This is a genomic window from Xylanimonas oleitrophica (genome assembly GCF_003244315.1).
Lineage (GTDB): Bacteria > Actinomycetota > Actinomycetes > Actinomycetales > Cellulomonadaceae > Xylanimonas_A > Xylanimonas_A oleitrophica.
In genome coordinates, this window is record NZ_QKWH01000004.1 from 132271 (window position 1) to 148111 (window position 15841).

General features: G+C 74.8%; 15 protein-coding genes and 1 pseudogene. 9 read left to right on the forward strand and 7 right to left on the reverse strand.

The window, feature by feature from the left end; all coding sequences use genetic code 11:
• The first annotated feature begins 70 nt into the window (after positions 1-70).
• On the forward strand, positions 71-1534 hold the full coding sequence (locus DNL40_RS07845; protein ID WP_179951002.1) for a potassium/proton antiporter: 1464 nt from the start codon (positions 71-73) through the stop codon (positions 1532-1534).
• Positions 1535-1595: 61 nt separating this feature from the next.
• Here DNL40_RS07845 and DNL40_RS07850 read toward each other — a convergent pair whose 3' ends face one another.
• The 3 genes from DNL40_RS07850 to DNL40_RS16735 form a co-directional block, all read right to left on the reverse strand.
• Positions 1596-3188 carry a Na+/H+ antiporter NhaC family protein gene (locus tag DNL40_RS07850; RefSeq protein ID WP_111250692.1) on the reverse strand — a complete coding sequence of 531 codons (1593 nt, stop codon included), beginning with the start codon at positions 3186-3188 and terminating at the stop codon, positions 1596-1598.
• A gap of 48 nt (positions 3189-3236) precedes the next feature.
• Complete coding sequence (locus tag DNL40_RS07855) at positions 3237-3446, reverse strand: hypothetical protein (RefSeq protein ID WP_111250693.1); 210 nt, start codon at positions 3444-3446, stop codon at positions 3237-3239.
• Between the two features lie 106 nt (positions 3447-3552).
• Positions 3553-3849: a DUF6480 family protein gene (locus DNL40_RS16735; protein WP_179950992.1), complete on the reverse strand. Its 297-nt coding sequence runs from the start codon at positions 3847-3849 to the stop codon at positions 3553-3555.
• 66 nt (positions 3850-3915) lie between these two features.
• On the opposite strand from DNL40_RS16735, the gene DNL40_RS16175 reads away from it, so the two are divergent.
• Complete coding sequence (locus DNL40_RS16175) at positions 3916-4251, forward strand: rhodanese-like domain-containing protein (RefSeq protein WP_146252049.1); 336 nt, start codon at positions 3916-3918, stop codon at positions 4249-4251.
• Positions 4252-4479: 228 nt separating this feature from the next.
• On the opposite strand, the pseudogene DNL40_RS17010 reads toward DNL40_RS16175, so the two are convergent.
• A pseudogene (locus DNL40_RS17010) lies at positions 4480-4785 on the reverse strand (DUF305 domain-containing protein); the annotation flags it as partial.
• A 416-nt stretch (positions 4786-5201) separates the two neighbouring features.
• Between DNL40_RS17010 and DNL40_RS07865 the strand changes: the two are divergent.
• Together DNL40_RS07865 and DNL40_RS07870 are read left to right on the forward strand one after the other, a co-directional pair.
• Entirely contained in the window at positions 5202-5804 is a 603-nt protein-coding gene (locus DNL40_RS07865; protein WP_111250695.1) for a SigE family RNA polymerase sigma factor, read from the forward strand.
• Positions 5801-6529 carry a hypothetical protein gene (locus tag DNL40_RS07870; RefSeq protein ID WP_111250696.1) on the forward strand — a complete coding sequence of 243 codons (729 nt, stop codon included), beginning with the start codon at positions 5801-5803 and terminating at the stop codon, positions 6527-6529. The genes DNL40_RS07865 and DNL40_RS07870 overlap by 4 nt, the downstream gene beginning before the upstream one ends.
• Positions 6530-6646: 117 nt before the next feature.
• On the opposite strand, the gene DNL40_RS07875 is transcribed toward DNL40_RS07870, so the two are convergent.
• On the reverse strand, positions 6647-7414 hold the full coding sequence (locus tag DNL40_RS07875) for an SDR family oxidoreductase (RefSeq protein WP_111250697.1): 768 nt from the start codon (positions 7412-7414) through the stop codon (positions 6647-6649).
• A 142-nt stretch (positions 7415-7556) separates the two neighbouring features.
• On the opposite strand from DNL40_RS07875, the gene DNL40_RS07880 reads away from it, so the two are divergent.
• Positions 7557-8411 (forward strand): helix-turn-helix transcriptional regulator, encoded by an 855-nt coding sequence (locus DNL40_RS07880; protein WP_111250698.1) that lies wholly within the window; start codon positions 7557-7559, stop codon positions 8409-8411.
• Between the two features lie 97 nt (positions 8412-8508).
• Positions 8509-10254, forward strand: coding sequence for an excalibur calcium-binding domain-containing protein (locus DNL40_RS07885; protein WP_146252050.1), 1746 nt, complete (start codon positions 8509-8511; stop codon positions 10252-10254).
• 13 nt (positions 10255-10267) lie between these two features.
• Here DNL40_RS07885 and purB read toward each other — a convergent pair whose 3' ends face one another.
• Positions 10268-11797 carry an adenylosuccinate lyase gene (gene purB, locus DNL40_RS07890; protein ID WP_425450769.1) on the reverse strand — a complete coding sequence of 510 codons (1530 nt, stop codon included), beginning with the start codon at positions 11795-11797 and terminating at the stop codon, positions 10268-10270.
• Between the two features lie 220 nt (positions 11798-12017).
• Between purB and DNL40_RS07895 the strand changes: the two genes are divergently transcribed.
• Positions 12018-12302 (forward strand): hypothetical protein, encoded by a 285-nt coding sequence (locus tag DNL40_RS07895; protein ID WP_111250700.1) that lies wholly within the window; start codon positions 12018-12020, stop codon positions 12300-12302.
• A complete protein-coding gene (locus tag DNL40_RS07900) occupies positions 12299-13924 on the forward strand; it encodes a hypothetical protein (protein ID WP_111250701.1) in 1626 nt (541 codons plus the stop codon). Before DNL40_RS07895 ends, DNL40_RS07900 begins: the two co-directional genes overlap by 4 nt.
• 32 nt (positions 13925-13956) lie before the next feature.
• Here the strand turns inward: DNL40_RS07900 and DNL40_RS07905 are convergent, their stop codons facing one another.
• On the reverse strand, positions 13957-14361 hold the full coding sequence (locus DNL40_RS07905; protein ID WP_111250702.1) for a phage holin family protein: 405 nt from the start codon (positions 14359-14361) through the stop codon (positions 13957-13959).
• Positions 14362-14392: 31 nt separating this feature from the next.
• Here DNL40_RS07905 and hisC point away from each other — a divergent pair, with 31 nt between their 5' ends.
• Positions 14393-15502: a histidinol-phosphate transaminase gene (hisC, locus tag DNL40_RS07910; protein WP_111250848.1), complete on the forward strand. Its 1110-nt coding sequence runs from the start codon at positions 14393-14395 to the stop codon at positions 15500-15502.
• Positions 15503-15841 lie beyond the last annotated feature (339 nt).

Below are 15841 nucleotides of genomic sequence, written 5' to 3' on the forward strand. Positions count from 1 at the left end.
CGGGCGAGACGGAGCGCCGTCGATAGAATGGCCCACGGTTGTCCACAACAGGGCGTAGGGCGGTGGTCGGATGTCGGTGGCGCTCCCGGCCGACCCCTGGGTGCTCGCCTCCGGACTCCTGCTCATCTCCGCGGTGCTCGCGGCTGCCTTCGCCGGCAAGGTCCGCGTCCCCGGCCTGCTGCTGTTCCTGCTGCTCGGCATGCTGATCGCCGACGACGGCCTGGGCCTGGTCTCCCTCGCGGACCCGGAGGTCGCGCAGGTGGCCGGCACCATCGGGCTGATCCTCGTGCTGTTCGAGGGCGGCCTGACGACGAAGCCGGGTGACGTGCGGCGTGCCGCCGCGCCGGGTGCCCTGCTCGCCACCGTGGGGGTGCTGGTCACCGCGGCGGTGGTCGCGGGCGGCACGTACCTGCTGCTCGACGTCGAGCCGCTGACGGCGGTGCTCATCGGCGCGGTCATCTCCTCCACCGATGCGGCGGCCGTCTTCGCGATGCTGCGGCGCGCGCCGCTGCCGCGACGGCTGGCGTCCCTGCTGGAGGTGGAGTCGGGCGCGAACGACCCGATCGCCGTCATGCTGACGATCGGGCTGGTCGCCACGTGGCAGGGGTCGCCGACCCCGGCGGACTGGGTCGTGTTCGGCGTGGTGCAGCTGGTGGGCGGCGCCGTGGTGGGTGTGGCCGTGGGTCTCGGCGGGAGCTGGCTGCTGTCACGCTCGGCGCTCGGCCCGGCGGGCGTGTACCCGGTGGTGGCGCTCGGTGTGGCCGGCGTCTCGTACGGGGCGGCCACCGTGGTGGGCGGCTCCGGGTTCCTCGCCGTGTACGTCACGGGCCTGGTGGTCGGCGCCCGGGTGACGCTGCACCGCCCGGGCATCCAGGCGTTCCATGCGGGCCTGTCGAACACGGCCGAGGTGGGCCTGTTCCTCATGCTGGGCATGCTGGTGTTCCCGAGCGAGCTGCCGCCGGTGGTGGGCCCGGCCGTGGCCGTGACGCTGGTGCTGGTGCTCGTGGCCAGGCCGGTGGCGGTGGTCTCGTGCCTGGTGTGGTTCGGGTACTCGTGGCGGGAGCTGGTGTTCATCAGCTGGGTGGGCCTGCGCGGGGCGGTGCCGATCGTGCTCGCGACGTTCCCGGCCGTGGCGGGGTACCCGGCCGGCTCGTTGATCTTCAACGTCGTCTTCTTCGTGGTGCTGGTCTCGGCGGCGGTGCAGGGCGTCAGCATCAGCACGGCCGCGCGGATCCTGGGGGTCGGGCAGGGCGAGCAGATAGGGCCGGTGGCCACGGGGCTCTCGCTGGGTGACTCCCGCACGGAGCTGTTCGAGGTGCGCGCGGTGCCCGGCCTGCACCTGGTGGGCAAGCGGCTGGGGGAGCTGGAGCCGGCGCCGGGCCTGGTGTCGACGGTCGTGCGCGGGGAGACGAGCATCGTGCCCGACGACGACACGGTGGTGGAGGAGGGCGACCTGGTGCTCGTGGTGATGCCGCGCCGGCCCGACTCGACGCGGGTGGTCACGGCGTGGGCGAAGGGCGAGCCCACGGGCTGAGTCGCGGGCCGGTCGCCCCCGAGGACCTCACCCTGTGCGGGCCCCGCGGGCTCCGCGGGCCTCAGGCCGGCTCGCGCTCCGTCGACGGCGCAGCCACCGGCGTCGTCACCGCCCGCGCCACCAGCACCAGCAGGGCCAGCACGGCCAGGGTGACCAGCAGGCCCACCGCCGTGGCGGCACCGAGCGCGACGGCGACGTAGCCGGCCAGCGCGCTCAACGCGGCCGCCCCCGCGTACGGGAGCTGCGTGAGCACGTGGGTGATCACGTGGGACCCGGCCCCGGTGGCCGAGAGGATCGTGGTGTCCGAGACGGGGGAGGCGTGGTCGCCCGCGACGGCACCGGCCAGCACCGCGCCCAGGGTGGGCAGCAGCAGCTCGGGGGCGCCCGCGGAGTTCACGATGCCGCCCGCGAGCGGCAGCAGCAGGCCGAACGACCCCCACGACGTGCCGGTCGCGAACGCCATCGCCGCGGCCACCACGAACACCACGGGCACCAGCCAGCCCGCCGAGATGTCCGCGCTCTCCACCAGGCCGCCCAGGTAGGCGCCGGTGCCCAGCGACTCCACCAGCGAGCCGAGCATCCAGGCCAGCAGCAGGATCGCGACGGCCGGCAGCATCGAACGGAACCCCTCGACCCAGCCGCGGGCGAACGTGCGGCGGTCGAACCGCTGGTCGCTGGAGGTGTAGCGCAGGTAGTACGCGATGGCGGTGAGCAGGCCCAGCACACCACCCACCACCAGGGACAGCGTGGAGTCGGTCTCGGCCAGCACGTCCACGGGGTCCCAGGACCCGGCGGCCGTGTGCCCCGTCCACACCATCGCGGCCAGCACACCCGCCACCAGCACCAGGAACGGGACCAGCAGGGCCCGCCGTGCGCCGGGCTCGGTCACCGGGAGGTCGGACGACAGACGGCCGGGCGCGGCCTCGTCGTCGTCGAACGGGCGGCCCTCGTGCGCCGCACGTGCCTCCTCGCGGCGCATGGGTCCGACGTCGATCCCCAGCACCGCCACCACCCACACCAGCACGATCGCGGCGATCGCGTAGTAGTTCGACGCGGCCGCCCCGAGGAACGCCTCCACGCTGCTCACGGTCAGCGCCGACGCCGCCACGATCGGAGCCATGAGGCCGATGATGTAGGCGCCCCAGCTCGAGATGGGCGCCAGTACGGACACGGGCGCCGAGGTCGAGTCGATGATGTACGCCAGCTTGGCGCGCGAGACCCCGTGCCGGTCGGTGACCGGCCGGCTGACCTGCCCCACGGCCAGGGCGTTGAAGTAGTCGTCGACGAAGATGACGACGCCCAGCACGGCGGGCAGCACGTGCGCCCCGCGGCGCGTGCGGATGCGTCGCACCGCCCACTCCGCGAACGCCCGGGCGCCGCCCGACATGAGCACGAACGCCGTCGTCACGCCCAGCAGCAGGATGAACACCAGCAGGTACACCGACGACGTGCTCACCGCGCCGTCGGACCAGAAGATGCCGCTGAACGCCGTCCAGACCTCCCGGGCCGTGCCGAGGGGGTCGAGCCCCGCCACGAGCAGCGCCGCCGCCAGCACGCCCGCGCCGAGGCTGGGCAGCACCTTCCTGGTCAGCACCACGAGCGTGATCGCGAGGAGGGGCGGCAGCAGGGTCAGGGCGGGGTAGGACTCGAGCACCGCCCTAGTCTCCCTGGTCCCGGCACCACCCGCGGCCCCGGGCGGGGGTCAGCCCTGCTGGGCCGCGACCAGCAGCAGCACGCACGCGAGGAAGGCGGCGACCGCGGCCGCCGCCGAGAGCCGGCGGCTCGACCGCCGTGCCTCGGCGGCGGGCGGGGTCGCGCCGCCGTGGAGGTGCGCGGCGGCGAGGGACAGGGCCGTGGCACCCACGAGCAGCACCGCGGCGAGCCACAGCGGCGCCGCGTCCGTGCCGTTCATGCGCAGACCGGGCCCTGGATCGGGCCCTGGATCGGGCACAGGAGGGCAGCCAGGGACGCCGTGCCGTCAGGGGATCGCATGCACCCTTCCTAGCAGAGCCCCGCCCTCAGTCCCACAGGCCCGTGGCGTACCCGACGAAGATGAGCGCGACCAGCACCACCACGACGCCGATCCCGCCGATCCACATCCACGTCTGGGCGGGGTGCGGGCCGTGCTCGTCGTGCCCCTGCGGGGCGCTGACCTGGTCGGCCTCGGGCGGCGTCTCGCCGGGCTCCACCCCGCCCCCGGGACCGCTCGCGCCCGCCGTCGGGGAGGTGGCCGGGTCCGGGTCGGGGACGGCGCCCTGCCCGGGCGCCTTGCCCGCTGCCGCTCCCGGCTGGTCGTGTGCGTCGTTCGGAACCATGGACCGAGCCTGGACGAGGCCCGCCCCGCTCGCACGGCGCCCGACGCCGGCGCCTACGCTGGGAGCATGTTCCCGCCGATGCAGCCCGAGGTCCCCACCGTCGACGTGCGCGACCTCGACCCCGCCCAGCCGCTGCCCGAGGGTGCCACCCTCCTGGACGTGCGCGAGCAGGACGAGTGGGACGCCGGCCACGCCCCCGGCGCCGTCCACATCCCCCTCGGCGACCTGCCCGCCCGCTACGGAGAGCTGGACCCGGACACGCAGGTCTTCGTCGTCTGCCACTCCGGCGGGCGCTCGGCCCGGGCCACCCAGTTCCTCGTCGACGCCGTGGGCTACGACGCGGTCAACCTCGACGGCGGCATGGCCATGTGGGCGCACCGCGGACTCCCCGTCGAGCGCTGACGAGCCCGTCCACCGCAGACGCGAGGGGCGTCTCACCGGCGTCGAGGCGTTCCCAGCCCTCCGGGTGCGGACGGCCGGCGGGCACCGAGCGCGGCCGGCTTCTCCTGCCGGTCCTCGTGCGCCTGCTGCTAGACCTCGTCGAGGAGCAGGCGCATCCGCGAGATCTCGGCGGTCGCACATGACCAGGGCGCCCTGGTGGTGCTTGATCATGGCCTCGAGGAAGAGGCGGTCGAACTCGGCGCCCTCGGCGGCCTCGAGCGCCGCCAGCTCCTCGTCGGTGAGCATGCCCGGCATGTCGCCGTGGTCGTGCTGGTGCTGCTGGCGGGGCCCGCTGCCGTCCCCGGGCGCGACCTCCTGCGCGGGCGGCACGGGCAGGTCGCGCTCGCTGAGCCAGTCGCTCATGTAGCGCACCTCGCCGTCCTGCACCACGCTGATCCGCTGCGCGAACGTGCGCACCTTGTCCGACGCCGCCCGGTCGGGCACCAGGTCCGTCATGACGACTGCTTGCCGGTGGTGGCCGATCATCTTGGTCATGAACGCGACGTCGGCCTGCGTCCAGCCGTCGTCGCGCTCGATGCCCCGGTAGGCCTCGGGGGAGATGGTCTCGGCGGCCTCGCCCGGGCGCTCGGGGACGACGGCGGCGGAGGACGGCGTGGAGACCGGTTCGGGCTCGCTGCCCCCCGCACGCCGCCAGGGGCAGAACCAGCGTCAGGGCGAGCGCAGGGCCCGTCGCCCGTCGTGGTCGACGGGCCGGCCAAGCGGGTCAAGCTCAAGTCGCTCAACCCGCAGATGCAGGAGTCGTACCCGGGGCGCGGCGCGCACTGACACGCTCGCGCACGCAGGAGCCGGCGGCCGGTCACCCGTGGGTGGCCGGCCGCCGGCGTCGTGCGTGCCGGGGTGAATTCACGCCCCCGAGCAACCCGCGGTGGGAGGTGTGCGTGAAGGAAGGCATGGGAACGACGAAGGAGGTGCTCGTGCGTGGACCAGTGGTCGATGACGGCTCACCGGGTGTAACCGCGCCCGTGCCGGTGGTCACCGGGCCGGGCAAGGATGCGGAGTTCAGTGCTTTCGTGCGAGAGGTTTCCCCACGCCTCGCCCGTGCCGCCTGGCTCCTGACAGGGGACCACCACCGTGCCGAAGAGCTCGTGCAGGGCGCACTGGTGAAGACGTACCTGGCCTGGCCGCGAGCGTCCGCCGGAGACCCGGCCGCCTACGCCCACCGAGTGCTGGTGAACCAGCGGATCGACACGTGGAGGCGTCGCCGTCGCGAGGTGCTGCTCGAGCCGGCCCGCATGCCCCAGGGTGCGGTGGACTTCCCGGCTGGTGGGGCCGGCGACCAGGACCTTCTCGTCAGAGCGCTCCTCCAGCTGCCGCCCAAGCGGCGCCGCGTCGTGGTCTTGCGCTACCTCATGGACATGGCTGAGACCGACGTGGCGGACGACCTGGGCCTCTCAGCGGGCGCGGTGAAGTCCGCGGCCGCACGGGGTCTGGCTCAGCTCAGGCAGATCATGGGCGTCGACGGCGCCGGCACCGACGGAAGGGAGACGCGATGAACGACGACGAGATGGTCCAGCGTCTGCGGCAGATGGCTGCGACGACACCGGAGCTCCCGGTCGATGTCGTGTCGGTGCTGCGTAAGGCTCGCCGGCGCCAGACCGTTCGGGCTGTCGGCATGGTGGGTGCTGCAGGGGCGCTCGGGCTCGCCGCCGTCGCGAGCGCGCTGAGCGCGCCGCAGACGCCGGCGCCCGCACCGGTGCCTGCGGCGAGCGCGCTGCCATCGCAATCACCGACGCCGACTCCGGCTCCGAGCGGGTCGCCGAGTTCGAGCATGATGCCGCCGGTCGAGCCGACGCCGCATGAAGCCGAGGACTCCGCGCGGGAGCCTGCGCCGCATGTGGAGACGACGCCGGTGGCGCCCACGCCCACGCACACGGCGGGCAGACCAGTGGCGCTCACCGAGGCTGAAGCGATCGCTTCGGAAAGTGCGCTTGTCACTGTCTGGGTCGACGTCGTCTCGGCGGCGGAGTCCGACGCAGACGGGCTGGCCGCGGCGAAAGCAGAGGTGAGGAGCCTCGGCTACGAGGGGGCCTCCGTCCCTCTTGTCTGCCAGCAGGCGGCGCTGGAGCACTTCGCCAATGGTGCACAGGCGGGGCCGTACGACTTCTGGGGAGTCCCCGTGTACTTCGTGACTCCCGAAGCGGCGGACGCTTTCGTACGCATGCTCGAGCGCGCGCCCGCCGCCGTCATCACGGACGAGGTCTTCTGCGACTTCCACTGAGAACTGGGGCCCGCCCCGCGGCGCGCGGGGCGGGCCCGGTCGGCCGGCCAGGCGGACCTGCGTGCGCAGGTCGAGTTGTCGTGGTCCAGCTGCCCGGACCGGCACCGCGGAGAGCGGTCAGAGGGCCGCCGCGTGCGGGTCGGACGCGTTGACCCGCTCCACGGTGGCGTCGTAGACGCCGCGGACCTCGGCGAACCGCAGGGGCTTCACACCCTCGACGAGGATCTCGTGGGCGTCGGGCTGCGTCTCCAGGAGCGTCATCACCTCGTCCGCGAAGTCGTCGAGCGGCAGGCCCATCGGGTTGTGCTCCTGCCCCGGCATGAGAGAGGTGCGCACGGCGGGCGGCACGATCTCCACCACCTGCACGCCCACCGGCTCGAGCTGGAGGCGGATGCTCTCCGAGAGCCGGTGCACGGCCGCCTTGGTGGCGTTGTAGGTGGGCGTGACCCGCAGCGGCACGTGCGCGAGCCCTGAGGACACGGTGACGACGGCGGCCCCCGGCCGGGTGCGCAGGTGCTCCACGAACGCCGCCACGAGCCGGATCGGGCCCAGCAGGTTCGTGGTCACGATCCGCTCGGCGGTCTCGAGGAACCCGGACGACGTCCAGTCCTCCGGCTCCATGATGCCCGCCATGGCGACGAGCACGTCGAGGTCGGGGTGGTCGGCGAGCACCTGGGCGGCGGCCGTGCGGATGGAGGCGGGGTCGGCGGTGTCGATGCGGACGGCGTGGATGCCGGGGTGCTCGGCGGTGATCTGCTCCAGCAGCTCGGTGCGCCGGCCACCGACGATCACGGTGTTGCCGCGGGCGTGGAGGCGCAGGGCGAGGGCCAGGCCGATGCCGCTCGTCGCGCCAGGGACGAAGATGGTCTTTCCGGTGGTCTCCATGCCTCCACCGTGCGGCGGGGCGACCCGGGGCGGGAGAGGAGCGGGTGTCGGGGGATCGGCGGTCCCTGGTTCGCCGCCCGCCGGGTGGGCAAGAGTGGCTGACGGTGCGCGTCACGGCGACGGGCCCGGAGGAGGAGCGTGGATGGACAGGCGGGCGCTGGCGGAGTTCCTGCGGCGGCGGCGTGAGGCGGTGCTGCCTGCCGACGTCGGGCTGCCGCCCGGCGCGCGGCGCCGCACCGCCGGCCTGCGGCGGGAGGAGGTCGCGGCGCTCGCGGCGATGTCCACCGACTACTACACGCGCCTCGAGCAGCAGCGCGGCCCGCAGCCCAGCGAGCAGATGCTCGCCGCGCTCGCCCGGGCGCTGCGCCTGTCCGACGACGAGCGCGACCACCTGTTCCGGCTCGCGGGGCGGGGCACGCCCGGCCGGACGGTGCTGACGGGGCACGTGTCGCCGGCGCTGCTGCGCGTCCTGGACCGGCTGGAGGACACTCCGGCGTTCATCATCTCGGCGCTGGGGGAGACCCTGGTGCAGAACGGTCCCGCCGTCGCGCTGTTCGGCGACCGGTCCCGGTTCACGGGGCTGGCCCGCAGCGAGGTCTACCGCTGGTTCACGGACCCGGCGGAGCGGGAGGTGTACCTGCGGGAGGACCACGAGCGGCAGTCCCGGGCCCAGGTCGCGAACCTGAGGGTGGCCCACGGGATGCTCGGTGACGCCTCCCGGGCGGGCGAGCTGGTGCGGGCGCTGCGCCGCCAGAGCGCGGAGTTCGCCGCCCTGTGGGACCGGCACGAGGTGGCCCGCCGGTTCGAGGACCACAAGGTGCTGGTGCATCCGCAGCTCGGGCCGCTCGAGGTGGACTGCACCGTGCTGTTCACCGAGGACCAGTCGCAGGCGCTGCTCGTGCTGACTGCCCCGCCGCGCACCGAGGCGGCCGAGAAGCTGGCCCTGCTGCGCGTGCTCGGGGCGCAGGACCTGAGCGGGTCGGCGCCGCGATCCTGAGGACGCTCACGGCGGCCGGGTGAAAAGCGTGCCGGACGGCGGCAGCGGTGCGTGGGCGGGCGCACACTGAGGCGCACTTCTCACCTCAGGAGCTCAGATGTCCGGTCGTCAGGACGGCGCGCGGCGCCGTCGACTCCCCGTGGTGGCCCTGGCCGCGCTCGCCCTGGTCGTGCCTACGGCGCCCGTCGCCGTGGGGGCTGACGACGGCGACCAGGTCGTCGTCTCGTCCGGCGGGGACTGGGGCTGCCAGGACGGCGCGGCCGACGTCTGGACGGCCACCGCCGTCGTCGAGGACTGCCTGCCCGAGGCGCCTGCCGTGCCCGAGACGCCCGAGGTGCCCGAGACGCCCGAGGTGCCGGCCACGCCCGCCGTGGTGGAGCCGGTGGATCGGCCCGCGCTCGGCCCGGCCCAGGTGGGCGTGCGGCTGACCGCCTCCCCGGGCACCTGGTCCGTCGACGGCGTGGTGCTGGGGTACGTGTGGCTGCGCGACGGCGCCGTGATCCCCGGCGCGACTGCAGCGTCCTACACGCCGGTCGCGGCGGACGCGGGCAAGAGGCTCACGGTCCGGGTCAGCGCCACGAAGGACGGCTACGTGGCCGGCGAGGCGACCTCGGCCGCGGTCACGGTGGCCGCCGGTGCCGCGGCCGTCGCCACGGCCAGGCCGACGGTGGCCGGGACGCCCACGGTCGGCGCGACCCTCACCGCCCGCACCGGCACCTGGTCCGCGAGCGGCCTGACCTTCGCCTACCGGTGGCTGCGGGACGGTGCGCCGATCGCCGGTGCCACCGCCTCGTCGTACAAGGTCGTGGCCGCCGACGCGGGGAAGAAGATCGCCGTCACGGTGACGGCCGCCCGCAGCGGCTACACGACCGGCACGGCCACCTCCGCCACGGTCACGGCCGTCCACCCGCTGACGGCCGCCCCCGTGCCCACGGTCACCGGCACGCCGCGCGTCGGAGTCGCCCTGACCGCGGTGCCCGGGACGTGGAAGCCCGCCCCCGTGACCCTGCGCTACCAGTGGCTCCGTGACGGGGTCGCCGTCGCGGGAGCCACCTCGGCGTCCTACACCCCCACGGCCGGCGACCGCGGCAAGAGACTCACGGTCCAGGTGACGGGCTCGAAGGCCGGGTACGCCACCGTCACCAAGGTCAGCGCGTCCACCGCCGCCGTCGCCACCGGAGCCGCACCCACGCTGCGGACCAAGCCTGCGATCAGCGGCACCGCCCGCGTCGGGTCGACGCTGCGCACCACCGCCGGCACCTGGTCGATGTCCGGGCTGTCGGCCGGCTACCAGTGGCTGCGGGACGGCAAGCCGATCACCGGTGCCACCGCGTCGTCGTACAAGGCCGTGGCCGCCGACGCCGGGAAGAAGCTCTCGGTGCGGGTCACGGTCAAGCGGCCCGGTCACGCCGACGGCACGGCCGTCACCGGAGCCGTCGCCGTGGCGCTCCAGGCGCAGACGGGCGGCACCGTCAAGGTGGCGAACTCGTGGGCCGCGAACCGCAAGGTCACCGTCGGCACCAAGGTGAAGGCGGTGATCACCGCTCCGGCGGGCGCCCGGCTGACCAAGGTGGAGTGGGTGGTGGGCGGCCGGGTGGTCAGCACCTCCTCGACCTACCTGCTGACCACCCGCACGCCCGTGACGGTTCGCGCCACGTTCACCCGCAGCGGCTACGCGCCCAGGACGGTGCAGACCACGTTCACGCCCCCGAACGCGCCCTCGACCGCCACGTACAAGACGGTGGCCGCGTTCCGCAGCGCGGGCTACGGCCCGTACTACCGCGGCACCACCCCGTACACGTGGTACCGCGACGCCGACGGCGACGGGATGGTGGGGGAGTAGCGGCCCCGGGCCGTCAGGCCAGGTAGTCCTCGACGAGCCGCTCGGCCAGGCCGGTGTACGACGCCGGGGTGAGCGCCTGCAGGCGCTGCGCCACGTCGTCGGGCAGCCCCAGCGTGGCCACGAACTCGCGCATGCGGCCGGCGTCGACGCGCCGGCCGCGCGTGAGGTCCTTGAGGCGCTCGTACGGGTTCTCCATGCCGGGCACGCCCGCCACCGACGCGGCGCGCATGGCCGACTGGACGGGTTCGCCGAGCACCTCCCAGTTCTCGTCGAGGTCCTGCGCCATGAGCTCGGCGTTGGCGTGCAGGGCCTTGAGACCACGGCGCACGTTGTCGATCGCGAGCAGCGAGTGGCCGAACGCCGGGCCGATGTTGCGCTGCGTGGTCGAGTCGGTGAGGTCGCGCTGCAGGCGGCTGGTCACCAGGGTGGCCGAGAGCGTGTCGAGCAGCGAGCACGAGATCTCGAGGTTGGCCTCGGCGTTCTCGAACCGGATGGGGTTGACCTTGTGCGGCATGGTCGAGGAGCCCGTGGCGCCCGCGACGGGGATCTGCGTGAAGAACCCCATCGAGATGTACGTCCACACGTCGGTGGCCAGGTTGTGCAGGATGCGGTTGAACCGGGCGACGTCGGCGTAGACCTCCGCCTGCCAGTCGTGCGACTCGATCTGCGTGGTCAGCGGGTTCCACGTCAGGCCCAGGCCCTCCACGAACGCGCGGGAGACGGCCGGCCAGTCCACGCCCGGCACGGCCACGGTGTGCGCGCCGTAGGTGCCGGTAGCGCCGTTGAGCTTGCCCAGGTACTCGGCACCCTCGACGCGGTGCAGCTGGCGGCGCAGGCGGTGGGCCAGCACGGCGAGCTCCTTGCCCAGCGTGGTGGGCGTCGCGGGCTGGCCGTGGGTGCGGCTGAGCATCGGCACGGCGGCGTGCTCGCGCGCCATGTCGGCCACCTGGTCGGCCAGCGCCGTGGCGGCGGGCAGCCACACGTCGCGCACCGCGCCCGCCACCATGAGCGCGTACGAGAGGTTGTTGATGTCCTCGGACGTGCAGGCGAAGTGGACCAGCTCGCTCGCGGCGGGCAGGCTCGTGGTGCCGAGGGCGGCGCCGGCGACGTCGGCGGCCAGGCGGCGCTTGATGAAGTACTCGACGGCCTTGACGTCGTGCACCGTCTCCTTCTCGATCGCCGCCAGCTCGGCGATCTCCTCGGCGCCGAACGTCGCCGGGATCTGCCGCAGGTAGGCGATCTCCGCGTCGGTGAGCCTCGGGGCGCCGGGCACCACGGGGGCGGGGACGGAGCCGGCGCCCACCGTGCCGTTGCACAGCATGACGAGCCACTCGACCTCGACGTGGATGCGGGCCCGGTTCAGCGCGGCCTCGCTCAGGTGGTCCACGAGCGGGGCGACGGCGGCACGGTAGCGCCCGTCGAGTGGGCCCAGCGCGATGGGCGGGGTGACGGCGGCGAGGTCGACGCGCTGCCCGGTGGGCTGCTGCGTGGACTGCTCGGCGGGCTGCGAGGACGGCGCGGCAGGTGAGGTCACGTGCCGCATTGTCCCACGGCGCTCCCGGCCGGTGGCGGGGCGTCCCGGGTGCCCTGCGGCGGCGCCTTGCACCACCGGGGACCGTGGCCCGGCGTGGACCGGTATGGCCTGTCGTGCCCGCCCCGGGACGGCAGGGGAGCGTGCCCCCACACCGCTCGGCCGCACCGCGCTGCACAACGGACGGCGGCGCGGGGCGGTACCCGGCCGGTGCGCTCCTAGCGTCGCGCCCATGAACGGGTACAGGCTCTCCGGGGCGGCTGGTGCAGGGTCCGCGGGGGCGTCGGCGCTCACGGGAGCGGCGTCCCCCGACGCCACCCTGCGTGCGGCGTGCGCCGCCGTCGACGACGCGCTCGCGCACCTGCACCAGGCGTCCGCGCTGGGATGGTTCTCGCCCGCCGCGGAGGCGTTCGGCGAACGGCTGGCCGATGTCGTGCACGCGGTCAGGCACGACGCCGGGGCCCTGGCCGCCGCCCACCGAGCCGCCGTGCTGCTCCGGGCCGGCGCCCCGCGGTGACCGACGCCGTCGACACCCTGCGCGTCGTCGGCGGGACGCCGCTGGCCACCGTCACCGCCGACGACGTGCGCGCCGCCGCCCACCGCGCCGACGCCGCCGGACAGAGCCTGCGGACCGCCGCGCTCGGCGCCGCGGGCGCCGCGCACGCCCTCGACCTCGCCGCGTGGCAGCCGGTGACGGTGGCCGGGCCGCCGCCGGACCCGGCGCTGCCGCAGCGCCGCCGCGCGCTCGCCGACGAGGCCCGGGCGCTCGCGGCCCGCCTCGGCGCGCACGCCGACGACTGCACCGCCCTGTCCCAGCGGCTCCTGCGGGCCGCCGGGCTGTACGAGCACGCCGAGTCGTCCGTGGAGCGCACGGTCGGCGGCCTCGTGGTGCTGGGCACCGTCATGGGTGGGCACGCCGTCGCCGCCTGGCCGGACCTGCGCGCCCGGCTCGGCACCGGCGTCGCGGCCGCTGCGGGCGGGGCATGGCTCGCAGACCGGCTGCTGGGAGGGCGCCCGAGGCGCTGGCTCGCCGCGAACGGCGCGCAGGCCGCCGCCCCGCTCGTGCGCGGGGCCGCCCCCTGGACGGACGAGACCGTGCACGGCCTGGCGGTGGGCATCGCCTCCGGGCAGCCGTGGCGTGCCCGCGGCGACCTGTCGGTGACAGGCGGGGCGCGCGTGCTCAGCAGCCTCGTCCACGAGGTGCTGCCCGCCACCCGCGTCCGCGTCGAGGAGGTGCTGCGGCCGTTGCCCGCCGTCGGGCCCGGCGCCGGGCCCTGGCCGCGTGCCGCTCGGCAGCCTGCCTGGGCCGGCACGCCGTCGGGCACCGTCGAGGAGGCCCTGGCCCGCACCGCCGACCTCTACCCCTGGGGCAGCGACCTGCCCGGGCGGGCACCGGCGGGAGCGCCCACCGCCACCCTCGCCGTCGAGCGCGTCGAGCACCGCGACGGCACCGTGTCGTGGACGGTGCTGCTGCCCGGCACCCAGGAGCCGCTGCCGCCCGACCACCCCTTCGACGCCGTCACCGACCTCGACCTCATGGCGCACCGCAGCGCCGACGTGACCGTGGCCGTGACCGAGGCGCTCGAGCAGGCCGGGGTGGGCGCAGGAGAGGACGTCGTCCTCGTCGGCCACAGCCTCGGCGGCATCGCCGCCATGGCCCTCGCCGCGTCCCCCGGCTTCACCGACCGCTACCGGCTGGCCGGTGTGGTCACCGCCGGCTCGCCCACCGCCACCTTCCACGCCCCTGCCGGGGTGCCCGTGCTCCACCTCGAGAACGACGAGGAGCTCGTCTCCAGCACCGACGGCCGCTCCGGCACCGAGAACCCCCGCACGCCCGACCGGGTCACCGTCACGCGGCGGCTCGCCGCGTCCTCGTCACCCGAGGACCGGGCGGTCGCCGGCAGCATCGTCGGTGCCCACGCCACGGCCACCCACCTGCGCACCCTCGGGCTCGCGCGCGCCAGCGGCAACGCTCAGGTGGCCGACGTCGTCGACCGCATCGAGCCGCTGCTCCAGGGCGAGCGGTCCACCACGCGCTTCTACACCGCCGCCCGCGTGCTCCCCGCACCCCTGCGCGTCGAGCCCGCAGAGCCCGCACCGTCGCCCCGCCCCGCACCGACGCCGCCACCCCGACGGTGAGCGACGGCAGCCCGACCTGCGACGCCGCAGGGTCAGTCGCGCCTCTTGGGGGCGAACGCCCCGATGACCACCTGCAGCACGGAGATGATCAGCGCGGCCAGCACGTACCACCAGAAGCCGCCCGAGATCTCCAGCCCCCAGGACGGCTGCCCCGCGAACCACGTCTGCCCCGTGATCCACGTGGTGATCCACAGCATGAACGCGTTGACCACCAGGGTGAACAGCCCCAGCGTCAGGATGTACAGCGGCAACGACAGCATGCTCACGATCGGCTTGATCACCGAGTGCACCACGTTGAACACCAGCGCGACCACGAGGACGGCCAGCACCGTGCCCCCGTTCGTGCCGTCGTCCACCACGTCCACGCGTCCCGGCAGCAGCAGGCTCGTGAGCCACAGGGCGAGAGCGGTCACCAGGACCCGCACGACGAAGTTCATGCGGCTCATCGTGGCACGCCTGCCCCGTGTCATGCTGAGCGCCGTGGAGAATCCGTCGCCCCGTGCCGCCCAGGTCCCCCTCCGTGCCGCCGTCGAGGCCCTCCCGCCGTACGTGCCCGGTGCCCGCGCCGCCGGGGGCGCCCCGGCCTGGAAGCTGAGCTCCAACGAGAACCCCTACCCGCCGCTGCCGTCCGTGCTCGAGGCGGTCCGGGTGGCCGCCGCCGACGCCAACCGGTACCCCGACATGTACGCCAGCGAGCTCGTCGAGGCGCTCGCCGCCCACGCCGGGGTCTCGCGCGAGCAGGTGGTGGTGGGCAACGGCTCGGTGGCCGTGCTCCAGCACGTGCTCCAGGCCGTGGTCGAGGCGGGCGACGAGGTCGTGTTCCCCTGGCGGTCCTTCGAGGCGTACCCCATCACCGTGGCGGTGGCCGGCGGCACGCCCGTCACGGTGCCGCTGGCCGAAGGAGGGCGGCTCGACCTGCCCGCGATGGCGGCGGCCGTGACCCCGCGAACCCGTGTGGTGCTCGTGTGCACGCCCAACAACCCGACCGGCCCGGTGGTGCACGCCGACGAGCTCGACGCGTTCCTGGCCGCCGTGCCGGGCGACGTGCTCGTGGTGGTCGACGAGGCGTACCTGGAGTTCGTGCGCGACCCGCAGGCGCCCGACGGCGTGGAGCTGCTGCGCCGGCACGAGAACGTGGTGGTGCTGCGCACCCTGTCCAAGGCGTACGGGCTGGCCGGCCTGCGGGTGGGCTACGCCATGGCGGCACCCCGCCTGGTCGCGGGCATCCGCGCCGTCTCGACCCCGTTCGGCGTCTCCCACGTGGCGCAGCGCGCGGCGCTCGCCTCGCTGCTGCCGGCCGCCCAGGCCGAGCTGCTCGAGCGCGTGGAGGCGCTCGTGGCCGAGCGCACCCGAGTCCTGGCCGCGCTGCGCGAGCAGGGCTGGGACGTGCCCGAGTCGCACGCCAACTTCGTCTGGTTCGACCTGGGGGAGCAGACGACGGCGCGGGCGGCCGAGGCCATGGCGGCGGGCGTCATCGTGCGTCCCTTCGCCGGAGACGGCCTGCGGGTCAGCATCGGTGAGGTCGAGGCGAACGACGCCTTCCTCAAGGTGGCCGCGGGGTGGTGCGCCTCGCGCTGACAACGCCCGCCCGCACGCACGGCCCGTCCTCCTGCCGGAGGGCGGGCCGTCGTCGTCCCCGGGCAGCGAGGGAGGCTGGGGTGGCAGACCGGGTGCGGCAGACCGCGTGTGGCGGGCCGGGGTGGAAGACGGGGTGTGGCGGGGCCGCCGTCCTGCCGGCGCGTGACGTCGCGGTGAACCGTCAGCGGCCGTGCGGTGCCCCGCGGCGAGTCGGGATGACGCCCGGGGATCGGCTCGATGAACGCTCCGGGAACGCCTGCGCCCGATCGGGCAAACCCCCACAAAGAGGCCCGGCACCGTTCCTAGGATGGCGGCGGCCGTGAGGCCTGCCACATCCTT

Coding starts and splice junctions, on each gene's coding strand:
- hisC (WP_111250848.1), top strand. CDS start 14,393: ATGCTGAGCGCCGTGGAGAATCCGTCGCCCCGTGCCGCCCAGGTCCCC.
- purB (WP_425450769.1), bottom strand. CDS start 11,797: ATGCGGCACGTGACCTCACCTGCCGCGCCGTCCTCGCAGCCCGCCGAG.
- DNL40_RS07845 (WP_179951002.1), top strand. CDS start 71: ATGTCGGTGGCGCTCCCGGCCGACCCCTGGGTGCTCGCCTCCGGACTC.
- DNL40_RS16175 (WP_146252049.1), top strand. CDS start 3,916: ATGTTCCCGCCGATGCAGCCCGAGGTCCCCACCGTCGACGTGCGCGAC.
- DNL40_RS07905 (WP_111250702.1), bottom strand. CDS start 14,361: ATGAACTTCGTCGTGCGGGTCCTGGTGACCGCTCTCGCCCTGTGGCTC.
- DNL40_RS07885 (WP_146252050.1), top strand. CDS start 8,509: ATGTCCGGTCGTCAGGACGGCGCGCGGCGCCGTCGACTCCCCGTGGTG.
- DNL40_RS07880 (WP_111250698.1), top strand. CDS start 7,557: ATGGACAGGCGGGCGCTGGCGGAGTTCCTGCGGCGGCGGCGTGAGGCG.
- DNL40_RS07865 (WP_111250695.1), top strand. CDS start 5,202: ATGGGAACGACGAAGGAGGTGCTCGTGCGTGGACCAGTGGTCGATGAC.
- DNL40_RS07870 (WP_111250696.1), top strand. CDS start 5,801: ATGAACGACGACGAGATGGTCCAGCGTCTGCGGCAGATGGCTGCGACG.
- DNL40_RS07875 (WP_111250697.1), bottom strand. CDS start 7,414: ATGGAGACCACCGGAAAGACCATCTTCGTCCCTGGCGCGACGAGCGGC.
- DNL40_RS07895 (WP_111250700.1), top strand. CDS start 12,018: ATGAACGGGTACAGGCTCTCCGGGGCGGCTGGTGCAGGGTCCGCGGGG.
- DNL40_RS16735 (WP_179950992.1), bottom strand. CDS start 3,849: ATGGTTCCGAACGACGCACACGACCAGCCGGGAGCGGCAGCGGGCAAG.
- DNL40_RS07855 (WP_111250693.1), bottom strand. CDS start 3,446: ATGAACGGCACGGACGCGGCGCCGCTGTGGCTCGCCGCGGTGCTGCTC.